Source organism: Kandleria vitulina DSM 20405 (assembly GCF_000702065.1).
Taxonomy (GTDB): domain Bacteria; phylum Bacillota_I; class Bacilli_A; order Erysipelotrichales; family Coprobacillaceae; genus Kandleria; species Kandleria vitulina.
In genome coordinates, this window is sequence record NZ_KL370860.1 from 9601 (window position 1) to 27673 (window position 18073).

15 protein-coding genes, 1 pseudogene and 1 other annotated feature are annotated in these 18073 nt (G+C 38.2%); all 16 genes and pseudogenes read right to left on the bottom strand.

The genetic code is table 11. The features are described 5' to 3' along the window. Positions 1 to 335 precede the first annotated feature (335 nt). Positions 336 to 563: a hypothetical protein gene (locus T513_RS0111265; RefSeq protein WP_031590158.1), complete on the bottom strand. Its 228-nt coding sequence runs from the start codon at positions 561 to 563 to the stop codon at positions 336 to 338. Between the two features lie 146 nt (positions 564 to 709). Next, entirely contained in the window at positions 710 to 1465 is a 756-nt protein-coding gene (locus tag T513_RS0111270; RefSeq protein ID WP_031590159.1) for a hypothetical protein, read from the bottom strand. 422 nt (positions 1466 to 1887) lie between these two features. Next, positions 1888 to 3072, bottom strand: coding sequence for an elongation factor Tu (gene tuf / locus T513_RS0111275; RefSeq protein ID WP_031590160.1), 1185 nt, complete (start codon positions 3070 to 3072; stop codon positions 1888 to 1890). An 86-nt stretch (positions 3073 to 3158) separates the two neighbouring features. After that, a complete protein-coding gene (fusA, locus tag T513_RS0111280) occupies positions 3159 to 5237 on the bottom strand; it encodes an elongation factor G (protein WP_031590161.1) in 2079 nt (692 codons plus the stop codon). 42 nt (positions 5238 to 5279) lie between these two features. Next, on the bottom strand, positions 5280 to 5750 hold the full coding sequence (gene rpsG / locus T513_RS0111285) for a 30S ribosomal protein S7 (RefSeq protein ID WP_029071095.1): 471 nt from the start codon (positions 5748 to 5750) through the stop codon (positions 5280 to 5282). 17 nt (positions 5751 to 5767) lie between these two features. Continuing rightward, the gene (gene rpsL, locus T513_RS0111290) at positions 5768 to 6181 is read right to left on the bottom strand and encodes a 30S ribosomal protein S12 (protein WP_029071094.1); all 414 of its coding nucleotides are present in this window, start codon (positions 6179 to 6181) and stop codon (positions 5768 to 5770) included. A gap of 296 nt (positions 6182 to 6477) precedes the next feature. After that, positions 6478 to 10167, bottom strand: a complete 3690-nt coding sequence (rpoC, locus tag T513_RS0111295; protein WP_029072789.1) for a DNA-directed RNA polymerase subunit beta' — start codon at positions 10165 to 10167, stop codon at positions 6478 to 6480. Further along, positions 10167 to 13865 carry a DNA-directed RNA polymerase subunit beta gene (rpoB, locus tag T513_RS0111300; RefSeq protein WP_029071092.1) on the bottom strand — a complete coding sequence of 1233 codons (3699 nt, stop codon included), beginning with the start codon at positions 13863 to 13865 and terminating at the stop codon, positions 10167 to 10169. Before rpoB ends, rpoC begins: the two co-directional genes overlap by 1 nt. Positions 13866 to 14016: 151 nt before the next feature. Beyond that, positions 14017 to 14604 carry a class I SAM-dependent methyltransferase gene (locus tag T513_RS0111305; RefSeq protein ID WP_031590162.1) on the bottom strand — a complete coding sequence of 196 codons (588 nt, stop codon included), beginning with the start codon at positions 14602 to 14604 and terminating at the stop codon, positions 14017 to 14019. Between the two features lie 49 nt (positions 14605 to 14653). Continuing rightward, positions 14654 to 15022, bottom strand: a complete 369-nt coding sequence (gene rplL / locus T513_RS0111310; RefSeq protein ID WP_029071090.1) for a 50S ribosomal protein L7/L12 — start codon at positions 15020 to 15022, stop codon at positions 14654 to 14656. A gap of 26 nt (positions 15023 to 15048) precedes the next feature. Continuing rightward, on the bottom strand, positions 15049 to 15597 hold the full coding sequence (gene rplJ / locus T513_RS0111315) for a 50S ribosomal protein L10 (RefSeq protein WP_031590163.1): 549 nt from the start codon (positions 15595 to 15597) through the stop codon (positions 15049 to 15051). 35 nt (positions 15598 to 15632) lie between these two features. Then, positions 15633 to 15754: a sequence feature (ribosomal protein L10 leader region), on the bottom strand. Positions 15755 to 15760: 6 nt separating this feature from the next. Continuing rightward, complete coding sequence (rplA, locus tag T513_RS0111320) at positions 15761 to 16441, bottom strand: 50S ribosomal protein L1 (protein WP_029071088.1); 681 nt, start codon at positions 16439 to 16441, stop codon at positions 15761 to 15763. Positions 16442 to 16528: 87 nt separating this feature from the next. Further along, a complete protein-coding gene (rplK, locus tag T513_RS0111325) occupies positions 16529 to 16948 on the bottom strand; it encodes a 50S ribosomal protein L11 (protein WP_029071087.1) in 420 nt (139 codons plus the stop codon). Positions 16949 to 17095: 147 nt separating this feature from the next. After that, positions 17096 to 17569 carry a sensor histidine kinase gene (locus tag T513_RS12595; RefSeq protein WP_338010448.1) on the bottom strand — a complete coding sequence of 158 codons (474 nt, stop codon included), beginning with the start codon at positions 17567 to 17569 and terminating at the stop codon, positions 17096 to 17098. Further along, positions 17561 to 17704, bottom strand: a pseudogene (locus tag T513_RS12600) (histidine kinase dimerization/phospho-acceptor domain-containing protein); the annotation flags it as partial. The gene T513_RS12595 and the pseudogene T513_RS12600, both read right to left, overlap by 9 nt. 109 nt (positions 17705 to 17813) lie before the next feature. Then, positions 17814 to 18073: transposase (locus T513_RS0111335; RefSeq protein ID WP_238551744.1), on the bottom strand; the 260-nt coding region annotated here is incomplete at its 5' end.

Consider the following 18073-nt stretch of genomic DNA (forward strand, 5'->3'; position numbering starts at 1 on the left):
ACCTGTGCTTTAATGCCGTCTGTTGCATTCCAGCCCTTTTGTTCTACCGTCAAAGTTGCCGGAATGGTAATTGTGTAATCCGTACTGTTTTCTGCTGCTTTTACCGGAACACTTATTCCAAATGTTCCTATCGTAAATGCTGTTGCAAGTGCGAATGTTGCGAGTTTCTTCATCTTCATAAGTTCTACCTCCTATTATGATTTTTTGGACTTTTACAATCCATTTTTTAACTCATTCTTTTAATCTAATTTCAATATACCAATTTGACTATTTTGTGACAATCAAAACACAAGAAGCATTTTAAATATCATATCTAAAATTAATCATCCTGCTAATTACCAGATCGGATTGTAGAAATTCACATTCTGTTTCTGCGTCTCTGCCTTTAATTCAAGGCTCTCATATCCGGGAATGGAAATATTGGAATTCTCTACTATATTGCTGTAATCCTTCTTAGGCTTATCAGTATTTCCTCCCGAATCACCCAAGCAGCCGGTAAGAGTTCCAAAAGCCAGCATGACTATCAGAAAAGCCGTAAGGATTTTATTTAATTTTATGTTCATTTACTCACGACCTTTCCGTGCTAAATTAGTTAGTCTTTTCGCATGTTTAAATATCTGCAGGCGCTATCCTAATGGACACCCTCCCTGTTTTTCTCGTTCTTTTATTCTTAATGTTAACCACATATATAAACTTAAAAATTCATGGCTCAATCATGGCCTTTATAACCTACATAATCTTCACATGCATATGTAGCACCATCAATTATAGCCTCATCAGGCCTAACATATCTATTATCCGCCGTGTTACAAATAAATGTTCCTCCGCAATCTCTCACAGTGGTGTTAAGATCATGCCAAACATTGGACCCATATATGGTCACGGAAGCCGGAGCGTTACCGCTTTCAATAAATTGCCTCCATGTAGTGCCTGGGGCAACAGTGTAATTTCCTGATGAAGAATAACTCACATCCCTCTTTATAGTAAACGAGACAAGATTGTTTTCCACCTTCGCCGTAAAGGTCACGGTGTCCTTATATTCTCCGGCAGGCTTACTACTATAATCTTCTACTATGATGCCCATAGGATTGGTCTTGCCACCATCTGCATTTAAGTCTGTAGCTGAGAACTCCCATGATGCAGGTGTTGCGCTGCTGCTGTATGTACCTGTGGTTGTTGCCAGATTGTAACCTATGGTATTCGCACCAGACTTCAAAGCCCAGCTATTTGTTGATTTTGCTGTCACTGTCAGTTTCTTACCTGAGTCAAAGATATCACCGCTTTTTACCTGTGCTTTAATGCCGTCTGTTGCATTCCAGCCCTTTTGTTCTACCGTCAAAGTTGCCGGAATGGTAATTGTGTAATCCGTACTGTTTTCTGCAGCTTTTACCGGAACACTTATTCCAAATGTTCCTATCGTAAATGCTGCTGCAAGTGCGAATGTTGTGAGTTTCTTCATCTTCATAAGTTCTACCTCCTATTATGATTTTTTGGACTTTTACAATCCATTTTTTAACTTATTCTTTTAATCTAATTTCAATATACCAATTTGACTATTTTGTGACAATCAAAACACAAGAATCATTTTAAATATCATATCTGGTAATTAGTCATCCTGCTAATTACCAGATATGAAAATTTAACTCTTTTGTGCCCGAGCGGTAATGCGAAGCATTTAACTTCTTCTCCGCGAGGTGCGCATCCCGCGGAGCGTTTTGTATAATAAAAAATCAGAAATCCCGATTATACAAAACGTGTTCTATAATAAAAGTGGGGATAAATGATTTTTGAAATCATTTATCCCCCACTCTTGAAATTGAGCCAGACTACATTAACATAAAAAAAAGAAGATATCCAAGGATATCTTCTTCGAATGTAACGTAATGATTAGTCAATGATTTCAGAAACGTTACCAGCACCAACTGTTCTACCACCTTCACGGATAGAGAAACGAGTACCGTTTTCGATAGCGATTGGGTGAATTAATTCAACTGTTAATTCAACGTTATCGCCAGGCATAACCATTTCTACACCTTCTGGTAATTCGATGATACCAGTGATGTCAGTAGTTCTGAAATAGAACTGTGGTCTATAGTTAGCGAAGAATGGAGTATGACGTCCACCTTCGTCTTTTGATAATACGTAAACCTGAGATTTGAATTTCTTATGTGGATGTACTGATCCTGGTTTAGCTAAAACCTGACCTCTTTCGATCTGGTCTCTGTTGATACCTCTTAATAATACACCAACGTTATCACCAGCTAGAGCGTAGTCTAATAACTTACGGAACATTTCGATACCAGTAGCAACTGTTGACTGAGTTTCTTTGATACCAACGATTTCGATTGGATCATTTAAGTTTAACTGTCCACGTTCTACTCTACCAGTAGCAACTGTACCACGTCCAGTGATTGTGAATACGTCTTCGACTGGCATTAAGAATGGTTTATCAGTATCTCTGACTGGATCAGGGATATAAGAATCCATAGTGTCTAATAATTCCTGGATAGGAGCAACCCATTTTGGATCTCCTTCAAGAGCTTTTAATGCAGAACCACGGATAACTGGAGTGTCATCTCCTGGGAAATCGTATTCATTTAATAATTCACGAACTTCCATTTCTACTAATTCGATTAATTCTTCGTCATCAACCATATCGCATTTGTTTAAGAATACGATGATGTATGGTACACCAACCTGACGAGATAATAAGATATGTTCTCTTGTCTGTGGCATAGGTCCATCAGTTGCAGCAACAACTAAGATAGAACCATCCATCTGAGCTGCACCAGTGATCATGTTCTTGATGTAGTCAGCATGGCCTGGACAGTCAACGTGTGCATAGTGACGTCCTTCTGTTTCATATTCAACGTGAGCTGTATTGATTGTGATACCACGTTCTTTTTCTTCTGGAGCAGCATCGATATCAGCGTAATCTTCGAACTGAGCCATACCCTTATCTGCTAAGTATTTTGTGATAGCAGCAGTTAATGTAGTTTTACCATGATCGACATGACCAATAGTACCAACGTTTACGTGAGTTTTCTCACGGTTAAAATGTTCTTTTGCCATTTAAGGTCTTCCTCCTAAATATAAAATTTTACAAATACATTCTATATGAATTAATGCCAAAAATCAACATAATTCAATTAATTTAATTATTCAGCGTTTGCGCCTTTTTTCTTAATGATTTCTTCTCTAATTGACTTTGGAACCTGTTCGTATCTATCGAACTGCATTACATAGTTTCCACGACCCTGTGTGAATGATCTTAAGTCAGTTGCGTAACCGAACATTTCTGATAGAGGTACAGAAGCCTGAACAACTACTGCGTTTCCTCTTTCTTCCTGTCCATCGATCATACCACGACGAGAAGAAACGTCACCCATTACAGAACCTAAGTATTCAGCTGGAGCAGTAACTTCAACTTTCATGATTGGTTCAAGGATAACTGGAGCACACTTCTTAGCAGCATTCTTTAATGCCATAGAAGCAGCAATCTTATAAGCCTGTTCAGATGAATCGACATCATGGTAAGAACCATCGAATAATGTCGCTTTGATATCTAATACTGGATATCCAGCAACGATACCGTTATTTAATGCATCTTCAAGACCCTGTTTTACAGAACCAATGTATTCTCTTGGTACTGAACCACCGACGATAGCGTCAACGAATTCGAAACCTTTTCCTTCATTTGGTTCAAATTTGATCCATACATGACCGTACTGACCACGACCACCAGACTGTCTGATGAACTTACCTTCAACGTCAGCGGCCTGAGTGATAGTTTCACGGTAAGCAACCTGAGGAGCACCTACATTTGCTTCAACCTTGAATTCTCTCTTTAATCTGTCAACGATGACATCTAAGTGTAATTCACCCATACCAGCGATAATAGTATCACCAGTTTCAGGGTTTGTAGAAGTTCTGAAAGTTGGATCTTCTTCAGCTAACTTAGCTAAGGCTGTACCTAACTTATCGTTATCCTGTTTAGTCTTAGGTTCGATAGCTAATTCAATAACTGGTTCTGGGAATTCCATCTTTTCAAGGATAACAAAGTTATCTTCATCACAAAGAGTATCACCAGTTGTTGTATTTTTGAAACCTACTGCAGCAGCGATATCTCCTGCGTAAACTTCATCGATTTCTTTACGTGTATTGGCATGCATCTGTAAGATACGTCCTAAACGTTCTCTCTTGTCTTTTGTAGAGTTTAATACATAAGTACCAGATGAAGCAGTACCTGAGTATACACGGAAGAATGTTAATTTACCAACATAAGGGTCAGTCATAACCTTGAATGCTAAAGCAGCGAATGGTTCTTCATCAGAAGGATGTCTTTCAATTTCTGCTTCATTTTCATCAACACCCTTGATAGAAGGTACATCAGTAGGTGCAGGTAAGTAATCGATAACTGCATCTAGCATTGGCTGTACACCTTTATCTTTGTATGCTGATCCACATAATACTGGGAATAATTCAACTGCTAATGTACCTTTACGGATAGCAGCTTTAACATCTTCAACTGCTGGTTCTTCACCTTCAAGAACCTGCATTAATAAATCATCATCAAATGATGCAGCTGCTTCTAATAATTTTTCATGATATTCAGCAGCCTGTGCCTGGTATTCTTCAGGAATTTCTTTTTCAACAACTTCCTGACCTTCTGCACCTTCGAAGTATAAAGCCTTCATTTTTAATAAGTCAATAATACCTTCGAATTCAGATTCAGCACCGATAGGTAACTGTAATGCAACAGCATTAGCACCTAATCTCTTACCGATAGATTCAAGTGACATGATGAAATCAGCACCTGTAGCATCCATCTTGTTAGAGAATACGATTCTTGGTACACCATAAGTTGTAGCCTGTCTCCATACTGTTTCAGTCTGAGGTTCAACCCCTGCCTTTGAATCAAGTACAGTAACAGCACCATCAAGAACACGTAAAGATCTTTCAACTTCGACAGTGAAATCTACGTGGCCCGGTGTATCGATGATGTTGATTCTATGACCTTTCCAATGAGCTGTAGTTGCAGCAGAAGTGATAGTGATACCACGTTCCTGTTCCTGTTCCATCCAGTCCATCTGAGAAGCACCATCATGTGTTTCACCGATCTTATGAATTCTACCTGTATAATAGAGAACACGTTCTGTAGTTGTTGTTTTACCAGCATCGATGTGAGCCATGATACCGATATTACGTGTTTTCTCTAATGGATATTCACGAGCCATATTTTTCTCCTTTTAATAATTTTATTAATAAATAAAACAATCTTACCAACGGAAATGTGCGAAAGCTTTGTTTGCTTCAGCCATTTTGTGAGTATCATCTTTCTTCTTAACAGAAGCACCTGTTCCGTTAGAAGCATCGATAATTTCATTAGCTAAACGATCAACCATAGTATTTTCGTTTCTTAAACGTGAATACTGAGTTAACCATCTTAAACCTAATGTCATTCTTCTTTCTGGTGAAACTTCAACTGGTACCTGGTAGTTAGCTCCACCAACACGTCTTACCTTTAATTCAAGTACAGGCATGATGTTGTTGATTGCAGCATCAAATACTTCCATAGCTGGTTTGCCAGTCTTAGCTTCTACTTTATTAAATGCACTATATAAGATGTTCTGAGCAACACCTTTTTTACCATCGAGCATGATGTTGTTGATTAGTTTAGTAATAGTTTTGCTATTGTACACTGGATCAGGTAAAACATCTCTCTTAGCAATACGTCCTTTTCTAGACATTAGCAATTCCTCCTATTTTATTTCTTTGGTTTTTTAGCTCCGTAACGAGAGCGTCCCTGCATACGGTCTTTAACACCAGCACAGTCCATTGTACCACGGATAATATGGTAACGAACCCCTGGTAAATCCTTTACACGTCCACCACGAATAAGAACAACTGAGTGTTCCTGTAAGTTATGACCGATACCTGGGATATATGCAGTAACTTCTAAGCCATTAGATAATCTGACTCTGGCATATTTTCTTAACGCAGAGTTTGGTTTTTTAGGTGTCATAGTAGCTACACGAGTACATACACCACGTTTCTGAGGTGATGCTACCTTAGTAGCTTTCTTTGCTAAAGAGTTATAACCTCTATTTAAAGCTGGAGATTTATATTTCTTTACTTTTTCACTACGTCCTTTTCTAACTAACTGATTAATTGTAGGCATTGTTTTCTCCTTTCTTTCTAACACACTTTTCCGGGTGTTTCAGAAATTTCCATTTAAATTGATGCTCCATTAATCAAGCACCTTAGATATAATACATAATCATTTTGTTTAAGTCAATACTTTTAGTGTAATTTTTTAAACAACTTTTCCGTGTGTTTCATTCAGTGAAAAATATCCTGTTTATCAGCATGTTATGCTTTTCGTTCTTCTTTACTATTAAACAACGGTTCCTCACGTTTCAAATAGCTATTTAAGTATAAAAAAGACCGAACGTTTACACGTTCGATCTTAATTTATTAATGAGCAATGAATTCTTCAGGTTCATTGAATGTAGCATCATCTGGGTTAAAGAATTCAGCTTCTTCCTCGCTTCTTTCAAGTGCAGCAAGTCTTTCTGCTTCTTCTTTTTCTTTTGCTATAGTTTCAGGTGATTTAAGAGGACCTCTTAAACCAGTACCTGCTGGCAATAAGTGACCGATGATAACATTTTCTTTAAGTCCCTTAAGATCATCCACTTTACCCTTGATAGAAGCATCAGTAAGGATTCTTGTAGTTTCCTGGAATGATGCAGCTGATAACCAAGAATCAGTATCAAGAGATGCTTTAGTGATACCAAGTAAGATTGGTCTACCAACAGCTGGGTGTTTACCTTCATGTAAAGCTTCTCTATTGATTTCAGTGAATGTCTGTACAGAGACATGGCTTCCTGGTAATACACCAGTGTCCCCACCATCGACGATTCTCATACGTTTTAACATCTGACGTACGATGATTTCGATATGTTTATCAGAAATTTCGATACCCTGAAGTCTATATACTTTCTGTACTTCCTTCAAGATATAGTTTTCAACTGCTCTTACATCAGCAACAGCTAATAATTCTTTAGGATCGATAGAACCTTCAGTGATCTTGCCACCGACTTCTACTTCGTCCCCTTCAACAACTCTTAATTTTGCACCGTAAGGAGCTAAATAAGACTTAGTTTCTAAATCGTTAGAAACAACAACTTCAGCACGACCACCATTGTCGATAATTGAAGTTACAGTACCAGCGATTTCTGAGATGATAGATTTAGCCTTAGGATTTCTCGCTTCAAACAATTCCTGAATACGAGGAAGACCCTGAGTGATATCCGCATCACCGGCAACCCCACCCTGGTGGAAAGTACGCATTGTTAACTGTGTACCTGGTTCACCGATAGACTGAGCAGCCATGATACCGATTGTTTCACCGATTTCAACTGGTTCACCAGTTGCTAAGTTTCTACCATAACACTTGCAGCAGACACCTGATTTAGCACGGCATCCGAATACTGATCTGATTTCTACTTCTTCAATACCAGCATTTACTACTGCAGCAGCGCTGTTTTCATTCATAAGTTCACCAGCATGAACGATGATTTCGCCTGTTTCTGGATGAACGATATCTTTAAGTGAAGTACGTCCGATCAATCTGTCTTCCAATGGTACGATTTCACTGTTATCTGCAGTATTGATTAATGCAGAAACCATGAATCCTTTATCAGTACCACAGTCTTCTTCTGTAACAATAACTTCCTGAGATACATCGACAAGACGTCTTGTCAAGTAACCTGAATCGGCAGTCTTTAACGCAGTATCGGTAGAACCTTTACGTGCACCATGTGTAGAAATGAAGAACTCTGATGCTGTTAAACCTTCTCGTAAGGCAGACTTGATAGGTAATTCGATTGTTTCACCCTTAGGGTTGGACATAAGACCACGCATACCTACGAGCTGAGTGAAGTTCGAGATATTACCACGGGCACCTGAATCTGACATGATGAAGATTGGGTTTGTAATATCAGAAACGAATTCATCAAATACGACAGCCTGTACCTGATCTTTGATATCAGTCCATAACTTAATTACCGCATGATAACGTTCTGTTTCAGTTAATTTACCCTTAGCATATAACTTCTTGATTGTTTCAAGAGATTCATCTGCTTCTTCGAATAATTCATATTTTGCTTCTGGAATCTGGATATCGGCAACTGATACTGTTAATGCAGCAACTGTTGAGAAATGATATCCCTGATCTTTCATCTTATCAAGCATTACGCTGATTTCTTCACTATGGACAGTCTTGAATGCTTCATCGATGATGTGTTCAAGTGTCTTCTTAGTAAATGGATGAATGATTTCCTGTTTCTTGATATGTTCCTTAATATCAGTTCCCATTGGAACAAAGAACTTATCAGGAGTTCCTTTAAGGTTTTCGTTGCTATCTTCGTTCATGAATGGGAATTCTCCGTCAAAGATCATGTTGAAGATAATCTTACCTACTGAAGTAATCAAGTAACTGTTGTTCTGTTCTTCAGTAAATGTCTTGTTATGTAAAGATGCACCTCTGATTGCACATCTTGTATGTAAGTGTACTGTTTTGGCATCATAAGCCATTAATACTTCGTTAACGTCAGCGAAGACTGTACCTTCACCAATCTTGCCAGCAACTTCTGTAGTTAAGTAGTAGTTACCAAGCACCATATCCTGTGATGGAGTAACGATTGGCTTACCATCCTTAGGACCAAGGATGTTTCGTGAACCTAACATAAGCTGTCTTGCTTCCTGGATTGCTTCTTCACCAAGTGGAACGTGAACGGCCATCTGGTCACCATCGAAGTCGGCGTTGAACGCTGGACACATCAATGGATGAAGACGAATAGCACGACCTTCAACTAAGATTGGTTCGAATGCCTGGATACCAAGTCTATGTAATGTTGGCGCACGGTTAAGAAGAACTGGATGTTCTTTAATAACTTCTTCAACGATTGGCCAGATAGCATCATCCATCTTGTCAATCATTCTTTCAGCTGCCTTGATGTTAGTTGCAAGCTGTTCTCTAACTAAACCAGAGATAACGAATGGCTTAAATAAATTGATGGCCATTTCTCTTGGAATACCACACTGATACATCTTTAAGCTTGGACCTACTGCGATAACTGAACGTCCTGAGTAGTCTACACGCTTACCAAGTAAGTTCTGTCTGAAACGACCCTGCTTACCTTTAAGTGTATGTGATAAAGACTTTAATGGTCTTCCACCTGCACCAGTGATAGGTTTGCTTCTTCTACCGTTATCGATTAACGCATCAACAGCTTCCTGTAACATACGTTTTTCGTTCTGTACGATAATTGAAGGAGTACCTAATTCCAATAATTTCTTAAGACGGTTGTTACGAGTGATAACACGACGATATAAATCGTTCAAATCACTTGTCGCAAAACGTCCACCGTCAAGCTGAAGCATTGGTCTTAAATCAGGTGGGATAACTGGAAGTACATCCAAGATCATCCATTCTGGCTGATTTTCAGACTCTCTGAATGCTTCAATTGCGTCAAGTCTCTTAAGAAGCTTCTGACGTTTCTGTCCCTGAGCTTCTCTTAATTCATGCATAACTGTTTCAAATTCGCTATCAAGATCGACTTTCTGTAATAAGATCTTAATGGCTTCTGCACCGATCTTAGCTTCGAACTGATTTCCGAATTTTTCTCTACAGTTACGATAATCTCTTTCAGATAATACCTGCTTGAATTCCAAAGGAGTAGTTCCTTTATCAGTAACAACGTAAGAAACGAAGTAAATGATTTCTTCTAGCTGTTTTGCAGGCATATCAAGGATTAATCCCATTCTTGAAGGAATACCCTTTAAATACCAGATATGAGCAACTGGAGTTGCTAATTCGATATGTCCCATTCTTTCTCTACGAACTGAAGACTTAGTGACTTCAACACCGCATCGATCACAGACAACACCTTTATATCTGATTTTCTTATACTTACCGCAGGCACATTCCCAGTCCTTCATAGGACCGAAGATGCGTTCACAGAATAACCCATCTTTTTCAGGTTTCTGTGAACGGTAGTTGATTGTTTCCGGTTTCTTAACTTCACCATGAGACCAAGCACGGATCTTTTCTGGAGAGGCTAATCCAATACGGATTGCTGAGAAATTTGTATTTGATGCCATTATTCTTCCTCCTCATCCTCTTCTGATCCAGCCAAAGCTGCCATGATATTGTTGATAGCAGCGTCTGTCTGTTCATCATTATAGCTATCTAATGCAGCTTCTTCATCAGAAGCTGGTGCTTCTGATGCTTCTTCTACTGCTTCTTCTTTCTTTTCTTCATGAGCTTTCTTTTCATTATCGAATGATCTTGGGAAACGACGTTCTTCATCTTCGATATTGCTCATCTGTACTTCATTGCCATCATCGTCTAATAATTCAACATCTAATGCCAATGCCTGTAATTCTTTTGTTAATACACGGAATGATTCTGGTAAACCAGGTTCTGGTAATTTCTGTCCCTTAACGATTGCTTCATATGTCTTAACACGTCCTACAACGTCATCTGACTTAACTGTTAAGATTTCTCTTAATGTGTAAGCAGCACCATATGCTTCAAGGGCCCAAACTTCCATTTCCCCGAATCTCTGTCCACCGTTCTGAGCTTTACCACCAAGTGGCTGCTGAGTAACAAGTGAGTATGGTCCAACAGATCTTGCATGTAACTTATCATCAACCATGTGACAAAGTTTGATCATGTACATTACACCAACAGAAACTTTTGAATCGAAGTATTCACCAGTCTGTCCGCTGATTACCCACTGTTTACCATCCTGAGGAACACCTGCTTCATCCATGATGTTAGCTAAGTCGTTTGCATTGATACCATCGAAGGCTGGTGTAGCGAAATACTGTCCACCAAGCTGTCTAGCAGCATAACCTAAGTGTAATTCCAATACCTGACCGATGTTCATACGTGAAGGTACCCCTAATGGGTTAAGCATGATGTCAAGTGGTGTACCATCTTCAAGATGTGGCATATCTTCGATTGGTAAGATTTTAGAAATGACACCCTTGTTACCATGACGACCAGACATCTTATCACCTTCAGAGATCTTTCTCTTCTGGATGATATATACCTTAACAACAGAGTTTACACCTGGCTGAAGGTTGTCATCACCGTTTTTACGGTCAAAGACTTTGATATCATGAACGATACCAGCCCCACCATGTGGAACTCTTAATGAGTTATCTTTAACTTCTCTAGATTTTTCACCAAAGATAGCTAATAATAATTTTTCTTCTGCAGATAATTCTGCCTGTCCCTTAGGTGTAACTTTACCTACAAGGATGTCGCCTTCCTTAACTTCAGCACCGATACGGATAATACCGTTTTCGTCTAAGTTAGAACGAGCTTCTTCCCCAACGTTAGGGATATCTCTTGTAATTTCTTCTGGGCCAAGCTTAGTTTCTCTACATTCGATATCATATTCTTCAACGTGAATTGAAGTATAGACATCTTCTTTCACAAGTCTTTCACTCATGATAACCGCATCTTCGTAGTTATAACCGTTCCATGTCATGAAACCTACTAAGACGTTCTGACCTAATGCTAACTCACCTTTTTCCATAGATGGACCATCAGCAAGGATTTCACCTTTTTCTACATGATCTCCAACTTCTACGATTGGTCTATGGTTAATAGATGTACCATCATTTGATCCAGCGAATTTTAATAATCTATATTTTCTTTCCTGGTTGTCTTCATTCTTAACGATAATTTTCTTACCATCAACATAAGTGACAGTACCAGCTTCTTTAGCGACAACAGCAGCTCCTGAGTCTCTTGCAGCCTGTGCTTCCATACCAGTTCCTACGTATGGTGCATGAGGATTCAATAGAGGAACGGCCTGACGCTGCATGTTACATCCCATCAAGGCACGAGTGGCATCATCGTTTTCAAGGAATGGGATACATGAAGATGCAACGGATACGATCTGTTTAGGAGAAATATCGATAAAATCGATTTCTTCAGGCTTAGCCATGATGTTTTCACCTAAATGACGAGCGATAACCTGTTCATCAATAATTCTGTCATTTTCATCAGTAGTAACCTTAGCCTGAGAAATAACATAATTCTTTTCTTCATCCGCAGATAAATAACGGATATCATTTTCGTCAATGACACAGTCATTAACTTTTCTATATGGAGTTTCAATGAATCCATATTCATTAACTTTTGCATAAGATGCTAAAGTTGAGATCAAACCGATGTTTGGACCTTCAGGTGTTTCGATTGGACAGATTCTTCCGTAGTGAGATGCATGAACGTCACGGACTTCATAACCTGCTCTATCTCTTGATAAACCACCAGGACCTAACGCAGATAAACGACGTTTATTAGTTAATTCAGCTAATGGGTTGATCTGATCCATGAACTGAGATAACTGCGAACTTGCAAAGAATTCTTTGATAGCTGCAGTCAATGGACGAATGTTTGTTAAAGACTGAGGAGTCACGCTATCAGCTTCTGATAATGACATTCTTTCCTTAACGACTCTTTCCATACGTGATAAACCAATTCTGAACTGGTTCTGTACTAATTCACCAACAGTACGTACACGTCTGTTTCCTAAATGATCGATATCGTCCAATAAGCCAATTCTGCTCATTAAGTTGACTCTATCCTGATCCTGTAAGTCAATTGTTTCAAAGATGTCAACTAAGTTAAGCATATAAGAATAAGCAGCAATCATATCACTGATTGTGATAAATTTGCTCTTTAATGAAAGATCAGTACCGATAACTCTCATTTTTCTTCTCTTAGTTTCATCTGTGTAGACATCAATCCACTGTACTCTTGAGTTAGAGTCCATATTTTCATTAGTCTTGATGTCATGCATATGTGCACCAGCTTCAAATACTGGTTTTAAGATATCTAATTCCTTAACTGTGATTTTAGTATCTTCTTTTAATACAAGATTTCCATCAACGTCATAAACATCTTCAGCAAGTACTCTTCCTGAAAGTCTGTCTAATAATGATAACTTCTTACCTAATTTAAAACGACCAGCTTTAGCAAGATCATATCTCTTAGGATCAAAGAATCTTGTATAAAGTAAAGAGTTGGCACCTTCTAATGTAGCAGGTTCACCAGGTCTTAACTTATTGTAAATTTCAATCAATGCTTCATCAGTATTATGAGTCGTATCTTTTTCAAAAGTATTTGTTAAGAATTCATGTTCACCAAATACAGCAGTGATTTCTTCGTTTGTTGATAATCCAAGCGCACGTAAAAGAATAGTACCAGGAATCTTCTTCTGACGGTCAATACGTACATTCAATACATCTTTACTGTCATTTTCAAATTCAAGCCAAGTACCTCTTGATGGGATTACCTGTCCAGAGAAGACAGTTTTCCCTACTTTATCAGTTCCATTACCAAAGTACGCTCCAGGAGAACGGACAAGCTGAGATACGATTACACGCTCAGCACCATTAATGATAAATGTACCTGAATCTGTCATTAATGGGAAATCTCCCATGAATACTTCGTTTTCTTTGATTTCACCTGTAGTGTTATTTACTAGGCGTAATGTTGCTCTTAATGGAGCAGAATAGATAGTATCTCTATCCTTGCTTTCATCAATATCATATTTAGGTTGATCGAAATGGCAGTCTACAAATTCCAATGATAATGTTTCATTGAAGTTTGTGATAGGATAAATATCCTCAAAGACCTCTTTAATACCTTTTTCAATAAACCATTTGAAAGAATCAGTCTGAATTTCTACTAGATTAGGCAATTCTAGCGAACCACTAATTCGTGAATAGTCGCGTCGAGTTATACGTCTCTCATCGCGTGTTACATTCTTTTCCAAGTCCGTTTCACTCCTTCTCTCACGTCTTCACCCTATAAAAAAGCATGACAAAAAGCGCTGCTTTTAGATATGAGTTGGCATTTTAGAATGCTATCATAACAACACTTTTTTGTCAATAATTTTCTCAAAAAAATTAATTGTTTCGCAGCGCTTATTTATATGATTGTAAAATGTAATAACCCTTGTCCTTCTTTAAGATTTCACAATTGCCAAATACTTCTTCCATTTTAGCTTTAGCACTTGGTGCTCCTTGCTTCTTCCTAATGACTACGACAAGTCGGCCTCCCTCGTTGAGATGATCATACGCTTCTTCGAGAATAGTATGGACAACCTTCTTCCCAGCTCTAATTGGTGGGTTTGAGAGAATCATATCAAAAGTACCCTCTACATTTTCGTAGATATTGCTTTCATAGACATATATGTTATCTAGATTATTACACGTTATGTTCTCTTTTGCAAGAGAAATTGCTCGGCGGTTCACGTCCACCATAGTCACATGCAACTGTGGATTTAACGCTTTTAACGTAATCCCCAATGTACCATAACCACATCCAAGGTCTAGTAGCGTCTGTGCATCTTTGATCTCTACCGCATCTAAAAGAACACGAGAACCATAGTCAATAAATGTTTTAGAAAACACTCCGCTATCGCTATTAAAGATCAATTCATGACCATGGTACTGGAAAGTAAAACGTGTAGGTTTACTTTCCAATTGGTCGTTTGTAAAATAGTGTCCCATATCTGTTAACAAAAAAGCCCCTTTCGGGGCTTAATATGTATAGGTTAAATTATTTAACTTCTACAGATGCACCAGCAGCTTCTAATGCTTCTTTGATCTTAGCAGCTTCGTCAGCTGGGATGTTTTCTTTGATCTTAGCTGGAGTAGCATCTACTAATTTCTTAGCATCAACTAATCCTAAACCAGTGATTTCTCTTACAGCTTTGATTACAGCAACTTTAGTAGCTCCAACTTCAGTTAAAGTTACAGTTACTTCTGCAGGAGCAGCATCTTCTTCTGCACCAGCAGCAGCTACAGCTACAGGAGCAGCAGCAGTTACGTCAAATTTTTCTTCGATTGCGCTTACTAATTCATTTAATTCTAAGATTGTAGCTTCTTCTAAATAAGCTAAGATATCTTCAATGTTTAATTTTGCCATTTTTATTTCCTCCGATTAATTACTTATTAAGCAGCTGCTTCTTCGCTTGCAGCTTCAGCAGTTTCTACAGGTGCTGCTTCACCTTCAGATTTCTTATCAGCTAATGCTTTAACAACTCTTGCAACTTTTGCAGTTGGGTCTTTTAAGCAAGCCAATAACATAGAGTACATACCTTCTCTTGATGGTAATTTTGATAATGCTTTGATTTCAGCTTCATCACACATTTTACCTTCAACGATACCTGCTTTTAATACTAAAGCTTCATGATCTTTAGCAAATTTAGCAAGTACTCTTGCAGGAGCAACTGCATCTGAATGACCGAAAACTAATGCGTTTGGTCCAGATAAGAATTCATCTAATTCGCTCATGCCTGCAGCTTCAGTTGCACGTTTAACAAGCTTGTTCTTGTAGACTTTCATTTCTACATCTTCAGCTCTTAATGCTGTACGAAGTTCAGTGACTTCTGCAACAGTTAAACCACGGTATTCAGCTACGACAACAGAAGCAGAGTTATTTAACTTTTCTGCAACTTCATCAACAATTGCCTGTTTAGCTACTAATACTTCTTTAGCCATTGTTTTTCCTCCTATATAATTTCTATATAGCAACAATATACTGTATAAAAGCTCTCCTAACACGAGGAGAGCTTGTCAATGTCATTTGACAATATCCCTCGGTAACAAATTAAGGTTATTGGCCAGTTACTGTCTACGGTATATTGATTGCACCTAATTGATATTAAAGTTCAACTTTAATACTTGGACCCATAGTTGTAGAAATTACAACATTCTTAACATAAGTCCCTTTTACTGTAGAAGGTTTAACCTTTAAGATTAAATCTTTAACAGTTAAGAAGTTTTCTTTTAAAGCTTCTTCAGTGAAAGAAACTCTACCCATTGGCATATGTACATTACCATCTTTGTCAGTTCTGTAGTTAACCATACCGGCTTTCTGTTCCTTAACTGCTTTTTCTACGTCCATAGTGACTGTTCCAGTCTTAGGGTTTGGCATTAAACCTCTTGGTCCTAATACTCTACCTAACTTACCTAACTTAGGCATCATGTTAGGAGTAGCGATAGCTACATCGAAGTCTAACCAACCTTTTTCAATATTTTCTAATACATCTTCAGCACCAACAAAATCTGCACCTGCAGCTTTTGCTTCTTCAGCTTTAGCACCTTCAGCGATAACTAAAACTCTCTTATCTTTACCAGTACCATTTGGTAAACCAATAGCACCACGTAACTGCTGATCTGCATGTCTAGTATCTAAGTTTAATTTGAATGCAACATCAACACCAGCATCAAATTTAGTGATAGATGTTTTCTTTACTAAAGCTACTGCTTCATCGATAGAATAAGCTTTACCCTTTTCGACTAATTTAGCAGCTTCTACGTATTTCTTACCTTTTTTAGCCATTTCTTTTTCCTCCTTAAAGTGGTCTTAGCGGTTGTTACCTCCCACTATTATGACGGAATCATATCTCCATCAAATGCAATGAATTGATTAAGCGTCTAATCCTTCAACTTTAACGCCCATGTTACGAGCTGTTCCTGCAATGATCTTCATAGCGCCTTCAATATCAATCGCATTAAGATCAGGCATCTTGTATTCAGCAATTTCTTTTAACTTATCAGCTGATAATGTAGCAACTGTCTGTTTAGAATCGCTTGCTGCTTTCTTAAGATTACAAGCCTTTTTGATCATTTCGCTTGCTGGAGCTGTTTTTAAGATAAAATCGAAACTCTTATCTTCATAAACTGTTAAAACAACTGGTACTGTTTCACCCATACGATCTTTAGTCTGATCATTGAATGCAGTACAGAATTTAGGCATCTGGATACCTGCACCTGCTAGTGCTGGTCCTGGTTTAGCCTGTCCAGCTTTGAACTGAATCTTCATTACTCTTACAACTTTTTTACTCACGCGACACACCTCCTATAAAATTTGTCCGTGTTGTGGTTTATATGGACAGTGTCCTCCCACGTTGTACGTTTAGGTACGTATTGCATTATACAGTATTGAAACAAAAATGCAACATAATTTTTAAAAAAAGTTCATTTTATCGTATCTTTATAGTTTAACTGTTATTTTCGTCCCTTTTCCTAATGAACTTTCTACTTCAATACTCCCCTGATGCTTCTCTATTATCCATTTCACAATCGCCATTCCCATGCCGCTTCCTTCACTTAAGTAACGCCCTTTTCCACGATAGAATCGATCAAAGAAATGTTGCTTTTCTTCATCGCTCATGCCTATTCCTTGATCTTCTACAATAAGGACAATCTCTTTATCTTTATAAAGGCGCACATTGATGACCCCTTTTTCTTCCTGATACTTGATCGCATTATCCAACAGATTCATCAGCATTCTCATAAGCATCACTTCATCGCCATAATATAGAATACCTTCTTCAATATCCGAATTAATGACAATCTCTTTCTTATCCGCAATCTCTCTCATCTGTTCAACTTCACTTAAAAAAAGTAAAGACAGATTAATTTCTTCTTTTTCTATCTTATGATGAGTACGACTAAGAAGTAACATCTGATTAATAATACGTCCCATCTTGATGGCGTGTTCATGAATTCGTTCCACTTCCTCATGACCATCTTCCATCAAAGATTCACATTCCGTCTGAATAATGGCTACCGGCGTCTTTAATTCATGGGATACATCCCCGTAGAATTGTTTTTCATGAGTGAACTACCACCCACCTAAAGGTAGGTGGCTTCTAAGAACCTGACGGTTCTATTTAAGAAGTTTGATATTTAAGTTTCCACCCGACAAGTCAGGCAATCCTTATTCTTACAGGCGTGTCCACTTCGCCTCTACCGTATAGGATGTTAACATCCACAACGCTACTTTTACGCATGATGTTCAATGCGCCATTAACATCCGCATTGATTATTTTCCCGCTTGCGGTTTTATATTGCCCTCTGTGTATTCTTTTGCCGCTAAACTGATATTCTCTTGGATTATCAGCATTGTAAACAGGAATGTCATCTCTATCCCAGAATGATGATTTTGATGTATAGGACTCTTCCTGTT